Source organism: Rhizobium sp. Rhizsp82 (assembly GCF_047325115.1).
In the GTDB taxonomy this organism is placed as follows: Bacteria; Pseudomonadota; Alphaproteobacteria; order Rhizobiales; family Rhizobiaceae; genus Rhizobium.
Window position 1 is genome coordinate 329,885 of record NZ_CP168570.1, and the last position, 12,622, is coordinate 342,506.

Annotated in this window: 11 protein-coding genes; 8 read left to right on the forward strand and 3 right to left on the reverse strand. The window is 61.7% G+C overall.

Features of this window, described 5'->3' with window-relative positions:
* The first annotated feature begins 128 nt into the window (after window positions 1–128).
* Window positions 129–878, forward strand: a complete 750-nt coding sequence (locus ACEN84_RS06320; protein ID WP_112719772.1) for a TerC family protein — start codon at window positions 129–131, stop codon at window positions 876–878.
* Between the two features lie 30 nt (window positions 879–908).
* On the opposite strand, the gene ACEN84_RS06325 is transcribed toward ACEN84_RS06320, so the two are convergent.
* On the reverse strand, window positions 909–1,832 hold the full coding sequence (locus ACEN84_RS06325; protein WP_413710324.1) for a phytanoyl-CoA dioxygenase family protein: 924 nt from the start codon (window positions 1,830–1,832) through the stop codon (window positions 909–911).
* Window positions 1,833–1,925: 93 nt separating this feature from the next.
* On the opposite strand from ACEN84_RS06325, the gene ACEN84_RS06330 reads away from it, so the two are divergent.
* Window positions 1,926–2,756, forward strand: coding sequence for a helix-turn-helix domain-containing protein (locus tag ACEN84_RS06330; RefSeq protein WP_413710325.1), 831 nt, complete (start codon window positions 1,926–1,928; stop codon window positions 2,754–2,756).
* On the opposite strand, the gene ACEN84_RS06335 is transcribed toward ACEN84_RS06330, so the two are convergent.
* On the reverse strand, window positions 2,757–3,302 hold the full coding sequence (locus ACEN84_RS06335; protein WP_413710326.1) for a glutathione peroxidase: 546 nt from the start codon (window positions 3,300–3,302) through the stop codon (window positions 2,757–2,759).
* A gap of 134 nt (window positions 3,303–3,436) precedes the next feature.
* On the opposite strand from ACEN84_RS06335, the gene ACEN84_RS06340 reads away from it, so the two are divergent.
* The 4 genes from ACEN84_RS06340 (at window position 3,437) to lysS (ending at window position 9,216) form a co-directional block, all read left to right on the forward strand.
* A complete protein-coding gene (locus tag ACEN84_RS06340; RefSeq protein ID WP_162708769.1) occupies window positions 3,437–4,192 on the forward strand; it encodes a hypothetical protein in 756 nt (251 codons plus the stop codon).
* Window positions 4,193–4,284: 92 nt separating this feature from the next.
* Complete coding sequence (locus ACEN84_RS06345; RefSeq protein WP_112719775.1) at window positions 4,285–6,054, forward strand: SLC13 family permease; 1,770 nt, start codon at window positions 4,285–4,287, stop codon at window positions 6,052–6,054.
* A gap of 191 nt (window positions 6,055–6,245) precedes the next feature.
* Window positions 6,246–7,703 (forward strand): glutamate--tRNA ligase, encoded by a 1,458-nt coding sequence (gltX, locus tag ACEN84_RS06350; protein WP_413710327.1) that lies wholly within the window; start codon window positions 6,246–6,248, stop codon window positions 7,701–7,703.
* Window positions 7,704–7,719: 16 nt separating this feature from the next.
* Window positions 7,720–9,216, forward strand: a complete 1,497-nt coding sequence (lysS, locus tag ACEN84_RS06355) for a lysine--tRNA ligase (RefSeq protein WP_112719777.1) — start codon at window positions 7,720–7,722, stop codon at window positions 9,214–9,216.
* A gap of 73 nt (window positions 9,217–9,289) precedes the next feature.
* Here lysS and ACEN84_RS06360 read toward each other — a convergent pair whose 3' ends face one another.
* Entirely contained in the window at window positions 9,290–10,090 is an 801-nt protein-coding gene (locus tag ACEN84_RS06360) for a hypothetical protein (protein ID WP_199628928.1), read from the reverse strand.
* A gap of 179 nt (window positions 10,091–10,269) precedes the next feature.
* On the opposite strand from ACEN84_RS06360, the gene ACEN84_RS06365 reads away from it, so the two are divergent.
* Both ACEN84_RS06365 and ACEN84_RS06370 read left to right on the forward strand, forming a co-directional pair.
* Window positions 10,270–11,181: a LysR family transcriptional regulator gene (locus ACEN84_RS06365; RefSeq protein WP_112719779.1), complete on the forward strand. Its 912-nt coding sequence runs from the start codon at window positions 10,270–10,272 to the stop codon at window positions 11,179–11,181.
* A 119-nt stretch (window positions 11,182–11,300) separates the two neighbouring features.
* Complete coding sequence (locus ACEN84_RS06370) at window positions 11,301–12,461, forward strand: ABC transporter substrate-binding protein (RefSeq protein WP_413710328.1); 1,161 nt, start codon at window positions 11,301–11,303, stop codon at window positions 12,459–12,461.
* Window positions 12,462–12,622: the final 161 nt, after the last annotated feature.

The following is a 12,622-nucleotide window of genomic DNA, read 5'->3' on the forward strand; positions in this document are numbered from 1 at the left end:
TCATTCTCCCCATCACCGGCGGAATAAATGCCGTCCGGCTTTCGTATACCCCTTGCGGCGCTTGCATCTCAGCGCCTTCACTCTAGATTTCGGCGTCGGCTGTCTGTGGCGCAAGGGAAAAACAATTCATGCAAGATATCATGATGCTGGTTCAGGACCCGGCTGCCTGGGTGGCGCTGGTGACCCTGGTCGTCATGGAAGTCGTTCTTGGTATCGACAACCTTATCTTCATCTCCATCCTCACCAATAAGCTGCCGCCCGAGCACCGTGAAAAGGCCCGCAAGGTCGGTATCGGCCTGGCGCTGATCATGCGCCTCGCCCTGCTCGGCACCGTCGCCTGGATCGTCAAGCTCACGGCTCCGGTCTTCGAACTCTTCGGCCACGGCTTCTCGTGGAAGGATATGATCCTGATTGCCGGCGGTCTTTTCCTGCTCTGGAAGGCGACGAAGGAAATCCACCACAATGTCGATCCGGCCGATCACAACGAGGACTTCATCGCCAATTCGGCGACGACGACCTTCGGCTCGGCGATCGTGCAGATCCTGATCCTCGACCTGGTCTTCTCGGTCGACAGCATCATCACCGCCGTCGGCATGACCCCGCATCTGCCGATCATGGTCATCGCCGTTCTGGCCGCCGTGACCGTCATGCTGGTCGCCGCGACGCCGCTTGCGAACTTCATCGAGAAGAATCCGACCATCGTCATGCTGGCGCTCGCCTTCCTGATGATGATCGGCACGACGCTGATCGCCGAGGGCATGGGCTTCCATGTTCCGAAGGGCTACGTCTACGCCGCCATGGCCTTCTCGGCGCTCGTCGAGGTGTTGAACATGTTCGCCAGAAACGCCCGAAAACGAAAAAGAGGCGAGAGCCACTAGCTTCTGCAGCAGGCGCGGCTCCGGCCGCGCCTACAGCATGTCTCCCAGGCTCCAGTGATTGGCCCAGCGCGCGTCGATCTCGTCATCGACATTCTGGTAGCGGATATCGGTCGACAGACGGATCAGTCGCCCGGCGCTCTCGTTCGCCGTCGAGGCGTGGATCATGTAGGGACTGTGCAGCATCACATCGCCGGCCTCGTAGCCGGCGATCAGCCAGCGGGCGTCGAAGCGCTCGGCCATCTCGGGCAAATCTTTCGACACCCAGCCGCCCTCGGTCATGTTGCGATTATAGGCGCTGATCCGCTCTTCGGCTGAGAGTTCGGCGCTCTGCGCCGCGAACTCACTCTCCATCTTTCTGCCAATCGCATGCGATCCCTCGAGATAGACGAGCCCGCCCATGTCGACCGGCACATCGCCGAGCGGAATCCATGCCGTGACGATCCGGTTGGTCCCACCGCGCAGATAGACGAGATCATAATGCGCAGGCGTCGCCGTGGCGCTACCGGGCATCGTGTGGCGCATGATCTTGCGCTTGTGCAGATAGGAGATGCCGGACAGGAACTCGTCCATGAAGGCCGCGAGCCGCGGCTGGGCACAGAAGCCTTCATAGGCAACGGATCGAACCAGCGACATGAGGATACGGTTGGCCTGCTGCGGGTCCCCTCCTCCAGCGGCGGCCAGACCAAGATGCGGATCCGATCCCGGCTCGATCAACCCTGCGCCCGCCAGATGCCCGAACACCCATCCGCGAAACGCATTCACGGCATCGGGATCGAGAAACCGCTTCAGCCAGACATAGCCATGCTCCTCATAGCGCTCACGGATCGCCGCGATGCCGATGCCGGGATCGGTGGGAACGAGATGGCCAAGCCGGTTCTCCGCTGTCGAGAGCACCTTGCCGCCTGCCCTCAGCACCGGCATTTCAGTCGCCATCTTCACGGCCAAACTTGACATTTCGATCGCCATCCCTTTCGAATTCATGTGGCGATGTTGCCGTGATGAAGCGCGAATGACCATGGACAGAAAACACAGCTGGACTTTTCGCTCATGACTTCGCCGCCGCTCGCGCTCTACCGCTCGCCGCCATCGGTCAACCCGCCCGCCTTGTCGGTGACCGGCTTCGGACGGCAGCGGATCGCCGTGCATGTCCGGCAGCGCCGGCTGCCATGCCATGCGGTGGTACTGGTCGAAACGGGACGCGGTACGTTGGAAACTGAAGCGGCAGGCAAGCTTACGATCGAAGGACCGGCGCTCTTGTGGCTGACGCCGGGCAGCCTGCATTCCTACGGCCCGGCGGAGGGTGAAAGCTGGGAGGAGCAATGGGCGCTGTTCGAGGGCCCTTTCGCCTCGAGCCTCGTCCGGCAGCGCCTGATCTCGGAGACCGCACCGCATGTGGCGCTGAGCAATCTGCGCGAGACGCAGCAGCTCTTTGCCGCGCTCCGCGCCGATTTCACCGATGGCAGTGCGTTGGCACTGAGCTCGGCCGCCGCCACGCTTCACCGCATCGTCGTCCAGTCAGCGAGGCAGGCGGATGCTGCCACTGATACCGTGGCTGGCGCCAGGATCGAAGCAGCTGTTTCCGCCCTTGCCGAACGCGCCTTCAGGGAAATCGACATGCAGCAGCTCGCCGCCGAATTCGACATGTCGCCGGCGACCTTCCGCCGTCGCTTCATGGCCGCAACCGGCCTCTCACCGAAAGCATTCCAGCTACGGCTGCGGATCGATCATGCCAAGCAATTGCTGACCACCTCGGATCTCCCGATCGAAGTGATCGCACGGGAGATCGGCATCGATGATGCCTTCTATTTCTCGCGGCTCTTCCAGAACCGCGAGGGCCTGGCGCCGAGCGCCTTCCGCAGCCGCTATCGCAGGCAGTGATCAGGCCTTCGACAATTCCTTGTCGATCGCCGTCACCAGCCGCTGATCCTCGGCGGTCACGTCGGGCGCAAAACGCGCGATGATCTTGCCGTCGCGGCCGATCAGGAATTTTTCGAAGTTCCAGAGGATTTCCTTGCTGTCGTCATCGGCCAGACCACGATCGCGCAGCCGGTCACGCATCGGCCCTTCGCCGGTCGTCGGCACGGCTGCAGCCGTCAGCTGGCGATAGAGCGGATGCTTGTCGTCGCCCTTGACCGAGATCTTCGAATAGATCGGGAATTTCACGTCATAGGTCAGCTGGCAGAACTCGACGATCTCGGCATCCGTCCCCGGCTCCTGACCCTTGAAGTTGTTGGCCGGGAAGGCGGCAATAACGAAGCCGCGCTCACGCTTGTCCTCGTAGAGTTTTTCAAGACCTTCATACTGCGCCGTGAGCCCGCATTTGGAGGCAACGTTGACGACGAGCATCACCTTGCCGCGATGTTCGTTGAGGCTTGTCTCGCGGCCATCGGCGAGCTTCACGGGGATGTCGAGGATCTCGGTCATGTCAGTCTCCATTCACGTCGGGCCGTGAAGCTATACCCGTGCTACGCTTTGTCCAGCCTTCAAAACCGGCCTGATGCCAAAATCCTCCGCATGCGCTAACGTGCCTCACGGAGAGATGAGAGGGGAAATCTCGGGTGCGTGAGATCGTTGTCGCGGGATCGGTATTTGTGTGTCTGGCCGTCGCCTCGATCGGCACGATGATGATCTATCCGCGGCTGCCGGCCCGCCATCGCGAGGAGGAAACGAACACGGTCGTTCGCCTCGTCGCCAACATCTTCGTGGTCATGACCTCGCTCGTCTTCGGCCTGATGATCAACTCCTCGAAGAACACCTTCGCCGGCATCGACGACAGCGTTCATTCCTTCGCCACCGAAATCATCCTGCTCGACCGCACGCTGCGAACCTATGGCCTGGAAGCCGACGACACGCGCGCCAGCCTGCTCCGTTACGTCCAACAGGCCCTGTCGGGCCCGATGCACGTCGTCGATCCCGTGCTGCAGAGCGACCCGAAATCCGAAATGGCACTCAACGCCGTTGGCAACAACATTGCCGTCATGATGCCGACCGATCCCAACCATGTCGCGCTATGGACCGACGCCCGGCAGCAATACAAGACCATCGTCGAGCGGCGATGGGTGATCGTCGAGCAATCGGAAGGCGTCATTCCAATGCCGCTGGTCTTCATGCTGATGGCTTGGCTGACGCTGATCTTCGCGAGTTTCGGATTCCGCGCGCCCAAAAACATCATCGTCATGTCGATGTTCCTAGTGGCCGCCTTTCTCATATCCGCATCGATCTATCTTGTGCTCGACATGGATATCCCCTTCGCAGGCATGATCCAGATTTCCGACGCCCCGCTTCGCCGGGCGCTCGCCGAACTGCAGCAATGATGCGCGTGCGGGATTGATAAGCGCAGGCGGCGTTACAGTTATTCCTGTCGCAGAGCATCGTCTGCGTTCGGAATTCCAGCCCCTGGAGCAGCATGACCACCCCGCAGATTCTCGCCTTCGGCGTCATTGGCCTGATGATGGCCGTCTTCATCTGGGACCGCTTCCGTTATGATCTCGTCGCCTGCTGCGCGCTGGTGCTCGCCGTCTGCGTCGGCATCGTGCCCTTCGACAAGGCCTTCTCCGGATTCAGCGACGATATCGTCATCATCGTCGGCAGCGCGCTTGTCGTCAGCGCCGGCGTCGCCCGCTCCGGCATCGTAGACAGCGCCATCAAGCGCTTCTTTCCGAACCTGAACTCGCTGCATACGCAGCTCGCCCTGCTGCTGATCGTCGTCGCCGTGCTCTCCGCATTCATCAAGAATATCGGCGCGCTGGCGATCATGATCCCTGTCGCCTTCCAGTTTTCGCGCAAGACCGGAAAGTCGCCCTCGCTCTATCTGATGCCGATGAGCTTCGCCGCCCTGCTCGGCGGGCTCATGACGCAGATCGGCACCTCGCCGAACATCGTCGTGTCTCGGCTGCGCGAAGAGATCACCGGCAAATCCTTCACGATGTTCGACTTCACGCCGGTTGGCGCCACGCTGGCGCTGGTCGGCATCATATTCCTGATTTTCTTTCATTGGCTGGTGCCAGAGCGTCAGAACGAAAACCCGTCGCTCGAAGAAGCGCTCGATCTCAAGAACTATTTCTCGGAGGCGACGGTCGTCGAGGGCTCCGGCTTCGACGGCAAGATGCTGAACGAGATCCTGAAGCTCGGCGATGGCGAAGTGGTCGCGACCGCGATCCTGCGCGGCCATTCCCGCCTGTCGCCGATCCCGGACCTTATCCTGAAAGCGGGCGACACCCTGCTTCTCGAAGGCGGACCGGAACCGCTCGACCGCGTCGTGACCAATGCCAAGCTGAAGCTCGCCGGCAAGCAGATTCCCGCGGATACGCAGGATGGCGACATCACCTCGATCGAAGCAGTGGTCTCGCCGGAATCGACGCTCATCGGCTGGTCGGCACGGCAGTTGTCGCTCTTCAACCGCCGCCGCGTCAACCTGCTCGCCGTCAGCCGCCAGGGTCATCGCCTGACGGAGCGCCTCAGCGAGGTGACGCTGAAGGGCGGCGATGTGCTCGTGCTCCAGGGCAGCCGCAAAAACCTGCCGGCCTTCCTGCAGGAATTCTCCTGCCTGCCGCTGGCGCAACGCGACATCCTGCTCGGCACCCAGCGCCGCGCCTATGTGCCGCTGATCATCCTCGCCGCCGCCATGGGCGCGACAGCCGCGGGTCTGGCGCCCGTTGCCGTGGCCTTCTTCTGTGCCGCGCTCGCCATGGTCGTCTTCCGCGTCATCCCGCTTGCCGATGTCTACAAGGCGCTGGATGGCCCGATCCTGATCATGCTCGCCGCCCTCATTCCCGTATCGGATTCGCTCAGGACAACCGGCGGCAGCGAGCTTATCGCCGGCTGGCTCGGCCATTTCGCAGCGCAGATGCCACCCTTTGGCGCCTTGGCGCTGATCCTGATCACCGCAATGGCGGTGACGCCGTTCCTCAACAATGCCGCGACAGTGCTGGTCATGGCGCCGATCGCCGCAAGCTTTGCACAGACGCTCGGCTACAAGCCGGAAGCCTTCCTAATGGCGGTTGCGATTGGCGCCGGCTGCGATTTCCTCACCCCGATCGGCCACCAGTGCAACACGCTGGTCTTCGGCCCGGGCGGATATCGCTTCAGCGATTATCCCCGCCTCGGCCTGCCGCTCTCCTTCATCATCATTCTCGTCAGCGTCCCGATGCTGCTCTACGTCTGGCCGGTGCGATGAGCGCTGATGCCCATTTTCCTTGACGCAAGCGGCCGAATATGGCCTTAAGGCCAGCCAAATGGACAATCGCCGGGGAAGTGCGCAATTTGCCCTTATCCGGCCGGTTTCCTGATCCAGTTATCTGCATTCTTCCCGCCGCACGCCGCTTTTGCCATCAAAAGCCGTCGGCATTCATTTGACGGGCACATAAAATGACAGCTTCCGGCGTCCGCGTCCGCATTGCTCCCTCGCCGACCGGCGAGCCGCATGTCGGCACCGCTTATATCGCACTCTTCAACTATCTTTTCGCCAAGAAGAACGGCGGCGAGTTCATCCTGCGTATCGAGGATACCGATGCGACGCGCTCGACCCCGGAATTCGAGCAGAAGGTGCTGGACGCCCTGAAGTGGTGCGGGCTCGAGTGGAAGGAAGGCCCGGATATCGGCGGCCCCTACGGCCCCTATCGCCAGTCCGACCGCAAGGACATCTACACGCCCTACGGCCAGGAACTGCTGGACAAGGGCCATGCCTTCCGCTGTTTCTGCACCCCCGAGCGCCTGGAACAGATGCGCGAAGCCCAGCGTGCCGCCGGCAAGGCGCCGAAATATGACGGCCTCTGCGTGAAATATTCGGCCGAGGAAGTCAGCGCCAAGATGGCAGCGGGCGAAAGCTCGGTCATCCGCATGAAGATCCCGACCGAAGGCTCCTGCGATTTCAACGACGGCGTCTACGGCGACGTGTCGATCCCGTGGGACAGCGTCGACATGCAGGTCCTGATCAAGGGCGACGGCATGCCGACCTATCACATGGCAAACGTCATCGACGACCATCTGATGAAGATCACCCACGTCGCCCGCGGCGAAGAGTGGCTGGCATCGGTTCCGAAGCACATCCTGCTCTATCGCTATTTCGGCTGGGAACAGCCGGTGTTCATGCATCTCTCGCTGATGCGCAACGCCGACAAGTCGAAGCTGTCGAAGCGCAAGAACCCGACCTCGATCTCCTACTACTCCGCTCTTGGCTACATCCCGGAAGCACTGATGAACTTCCTCGGCCTGTTCTTCGTGCAGATCGCCGAAGGCGAAGAGCTGCTGACGATGGACGAGCTCTCCGACAAGTTCGACCCGGAAAACCTCTCCAAGGCCGGCGCCATCTTCGACATCCAGAAGCTCGACTGGCTGAATGGCCGCTGGATCCGCGAGAAGCTGTCGGAAGACGAGTTCCAGGCCCGCGTCCTGACCTGGGCGATGGAAAACGATCGCCTGAAGGCTGGCCTGCGCCTGTCGCAGTCGCGCATTTCCAAGCTCGGCGAACTGCCGGAGCTCGCAGGCTTCCTGCTGAAGTCCGACCTCGGCCTCGACCCGTCGGCCTTCGCCAAGATCAAGTCGCCGCCGGAAGAGATCCTCGAGATCCTCAACACCGTGCAGCCGGACCTCGAAAAGATCCTCGAATGGAACGTCGAGACGATCGAAGCCGAACTGCGCGCCATCGCCGACCGCATGGGCAAGAAGCTGAAGGTCGTTGTGGCCCCGCTCTTCGTCGCCGTATCCGGCTCGTCGCGCTCGCTGCCGCTCTTCGATTCCATGGCGATCCTCGGCCGCTCGGTCGTGCGCCAGCGTCTGAAACTCGCCTCGCAGGCAGTCGCCTCTCTCGTCGGCCCGAAGAACTGAACCGGACATCTGCACCATGACCGAAAAGACCGAAACAGCGACCCTTTCTTCCGACGCAACCGAAGTGCGCGCCCAGAAGCTGAAGCTGCTGCGCGAACAGATCGGCGATGTCTATCCGGCGCATTTCCACCGGACCATCACCAATGCCGAGCTCGCCGAGAAGTACAAGGATCTCGAATCCGACGTCGAGACGACCGATGTCGTGACCGTTGCCGGCCGCGTCTATTCCTCGCGCAATTCCGGCATGTTCATGGATATCCATGACGCCGGCGGCAAGATCCAGATCTTCAGCCACAAGGACGTGACGCCGGAAGAAGCCCGCAACATGCTCGCCATGATCGACATCGGCGACATCATCGGCGTCACCGGCACCGTCCGCCGCACCAAGCGCGGCGAGCTCTCGATCAACGCCCGCGAAATTACCATGCTGACCAAGTCGCTTCTTCCCATGCCGGAGAAGTGGAATGGTATTGCGGATGTCGAGATCCGGTATCGCAAGCGCCACCTCGACATCATGAGCAACGAGGAATCGAAGCTCCGCTTCCAGCAGCGTTCGAAGATTGTCTCCGGTATCCGCCGCTTCATGGAAAGTGACGGCTTCATGGAAATCGAGACGCCGATGCTGCACTCGGTTTACGGCGGCGCGACTGCTGAGCCATTCAAGACGCATCACAACACGCTGAAGCTCGACATGTACCTGCGCATCGCGCCGGAACTGTTCCTGAAGCGCACGCTGGTCTCCGGCCTCACCGACAAGGTGTTCGAGATCAACCGCAACTTCCGCAACGAAGGCGTCTCCACCCGGCACAATCCAGAATTCACGATGATGGAGTGCTACTGGGCCTATGCCGACTACGAGGACATCATGGACCTCGTCGAGCGGCTGTTCGAGACGCTCGCTTTGTCGATCCACGGCAAGACCGAATTCGCCTTCGGCGACAAGGAAATCTCCTTCAAGGGTCCGTTCAAGCGCGTGCCGATGCCTGACGCCGTCAAGGAAGTGACCGGTATCGACTTCCTTGCGATGAAGACCGATGAAGAAGCCCGCACGGCCGCCAAGGCCGCCGGCTTCGAAGTCGAGAAGGACTGGACCTGGGGCGAATGCCTGGCCTTCATCTTCGAAGAGAAGGTCGAGGGAACGCTGATCCAGCCGTCTCACGTCACCCATTTCCCGAAGGACATCTCGCCATTCGCCAAGGAAGTGCCGGGCGAGCCGCGCCTTGTGGAGCGCTTCGAGACCTATTGCAACGCCTGGGAACTCGGCAACGCCTTCTCCGAACTCAATGATCCGGAAGAGCAGCGTCGCCGCATGGTCGAGCAGCTCGAGCAGGCACATGCCCGCGGCGAGAAGGAAAAGCAGCTGGACGACGAATTCCTCGATGCGATCGACCAGGGCATGCCGCCCGCCGGCGGTCTCGGCATTGGCGTCGACCGCCTGATCATGCTGCTCACCAACGCGCCGTCGATCCGCGACGTCATCCTCTTCCCGGCCCGCCGCAGCAAGACGGACTGAGACTGACGAACTTCGAATGCAAAAGCGGAGCGCCCGAAAGGACGCTCCGCTTTTTTGTGTCCGGTGATTTCTGTTAGTGGCCGCTCTTGGCGGGCGCGGCTTCCTCGCCGCCACCTTCGGCCGGAGCCTCGGCGGGCGCTGCCTCGCCTTCTCCGCCTTCAGCCTTGGCTTCGCCGCCCTCGGCCTTGGCTTCTCCGCCTTCCGCCTTGGCCTCGCCTTCGCCCTCGCCGCCCTTGGCCTTCTCGGCCTTGGCGCCCTTCTTGCCGCCCTCACCGCCTTCGCCACCCTCAGTCGAGGCAACGGCCGTCGGATCGATGCAGTCGGAATATTCCTTGAAGGACGCGTTCAGCGTCTTGATCTCGTCTTCCGGGAGATCGACGCGCTCGCCGAAGAACAGGCCGTTCTGGCTGGCCTGGCCGTCATAGTAGCGGGCGGTATAGGGCTTGTCGTCGATGCCCTCGATCATCTTTTCCGGATGCGGGATATAGACGACGTCGGCGCCGATCGCCCGGCCGCGAATGTCGGAGCGCAACGTCGGGCCGTTCTGGTCGAGCACCACGACCTGCACCAGATCCGGCTTGCTGTCGGCATAGATCGCCTGCGCCACCCGCAGAGCCGTCCGGACGCGCGTCATCCCGTCGGTGGGTTCGGTCTTGATGTATTTGCGGATCCAGACATGCTCCTGCTTCTTGATCGTCACGAGATTGACGTCGGTGCAGGAGGCACCATTCACTTCTTCTGCCGGAGGACCAAGGATCGCATCTTTGCCGACATAAAGCGCCGCACCGCCGGAGGCGCCTGCGAAGAGCGCTACACCGCCGATAACGAACGCCAGTTTCCGGGACGGCCGGAATATGCGCAGTAAGGCCTTCACGCCAACTGCTCCGTCATCGGCAAAACTCCAACTCGATACATGCTCGGAAAACTATTCAAGCGACGTTTCGGAATGCTTAAGTGCGGCCAGTAAAAACGCAGGGGTGAGAATAAAAGGCCAAAAAAGGTCCGGGAGTTCACAGACTTGTCAGCGTGTATTTCGGCATGCTCTAAAGCCGCATGGCCTTCACGCTTCGTCAGCTTCAATATTTCGTCGCAGTCGCCGAGCAGGGTTCGGTGACGCGTGCGGCGCAGAACCTCTCCATCTCCCAATCCTCGGTCACAGAGGCGCTGAAAGAGTTGGAAACCGATCTTGGCGTCTCGCTCTTCGATCGCCATCCGCGCGGCCTGACCATCACCCATAACGGCCACCAGTTCCTGCGCCACGCCACGAAGATCCTGGCGACCGTCTCGGACGCGCGCACCAGCTTTTCCGGCCAGCAAAGCGCACTATCGGGAACGCTGAACATCGGCGTCACCTCGCTCGTCGCCGGCTATGTGCTCTCCGATCTCCTCGCCCGCTACCGCCGCGCCTGCCCCGGAGTCGATGTCAGCGCCATCGAGGACAATGGCGGCTATCTCGAACATCTGCTGGTCGGCGGCGAGCTCGATGTCGCCGTCATGGTCATCTCCAACCTGCGCGACCGCATGGCGCTGCAGGCGGAAATCCTGGAAACGTCGCCCTATCGCCTCTGGCTGCCGATGGGCCATCCGCTGGTTTCGGCCGACATTATCTCCGTTGCCGATATCGCCCGCGAACCGCTGATCATGCTGACGGTCGACGAAATCGAGGAGAATACCGGCAAGCTGCTCTCGGCCCTCGGCGCCCGCCCGCATGTAGCGTTCCGCACCCGCTCGGTCGAGGCTGTCCGCAGCCTTGTCGCCACCGGCGCCGGCGTCGCCCTGCTGCCCGATCTCGTCTACCGCCCCTGGTCGCTGGAAGGCGACCGTATCGAAAGCCGCGACGTTTCCGGCTCGCTTCCAGTCGTTCAGGTCGGCATGGTCTGGCGCAAGGGGTCGAGCCTGCCGCAGGCGGCGCGCGACTTCGTCGGCATTGCCGAAAGCATGCGCTCCGGCCGCGTTCGCTCCTGATATCGGAATTTCCGATAACGTCTTTCTGATAAATGAATTTGCGAAAGCGGATTTTTCATCGCAACTTTTCAACCGGGAACAAAATGCCGCAGCAAGCGGCTCAAACCGGGAGACAGACGATGACGAATCTCTTGAAATCCTGCACGGCCGCGCTCGCGTGCCTGAGCTTCGCAACGCAGGTGATTGCCGCCGAACCGCTGAAGGAACTGGGCAAGGGCGAAGGTGCAGTCAGCATCGTCGCATGGGCCGGCTATATCGAGCGCGGCGAAACCGACAAGAACTACGACTGGGTAACCGGCTTCGAAAAGGACACCGGCTGCAAGGTGACCGTCAAGACGGCCGCGACATCAGACGAAATGGTCTCGCTGATGAACGAAGGCGGCTTCGACCTCGTCACCGCTTCCGGCGACGCCTCGCTGCGCCTGATCGCCGGCAAGCGCGTCCAGCCGATCAACACCGATCTGATCCCGAGCTTCAAGAATGTCGATCCTCGCCTGCAGAACGGCCCGTGGTACACAGTCGGTGGCGTTCACTACGGCGTTCCCTATCTCTGGGGACCAAACGTCCTGATGTACAATACCGACGCCTTCAAGGATAAGGCGCCGACCAGCTGGAAGGTGGTCTTCGAGGAAGAAACCCTGCCCGACGGTAAGTCCAACAAGGGCCGTGTCCAGGCCTATGACGGCGCGATCTATATCGCCGATGCCGCCATGTATCTGATGGCCCACAAGCCCGAGCTTGGCATCAAGGACCCCTACGAGCTGAACGAAGACCAGTACAAGGCGGCGCTCGACCTGCTGCGCGGCCAGCGCAAGCTCGTCTCCCGCTACTGGCACGACGCGATGATCCAGATCGACGACTTCAAGAACGAAGGCGTCGTCGCCTCCGGCTCCTGGCCGTTCCAGGTCAACCTGATGCAGGCCGACAAGCAGAAAATCGCCTCGACCTTCCCGGAAGAAGGCGTCACAGGCTGGGCTGACACCACCATGCTGCATGCCGACGCCGAGCACCCGAACTGCGCCTATATGTGGATGGAACACTCGCTGTCTGCCAAGGTTCAGGGCGATGCCGCCGCCTGGTTTGGCGCCGTCCCCTCGGTGCCGGCCGCCTGCAAGGGCAACGAACTGATGACCGACACCGGTTGCGCCACCAACGGCTTCGACCACTTCGACAAGATCAAGTTCTGGAAGACCCCGGTTGCGAAGTGCACGACGCAGAGCGAATGCGTGCCTTATCACCGCTGGGTTTCCGACTATGTCGGCGTGATCGGCGGGCGGTAAAGCGCCCATCCCGAACCCCTCCCCACAAGGGGGAGGGGCTAGCAAGCGGCACCGCCTCGTTCCAATCTCAGCGTCTGCGTTCTCCGAGAGGGACAAGGCGGGGTTAAGCCCCTCCCCCTTGTGGGGAGGGGTTTGGGGCGGGGTCTGAACACCGCAATTGA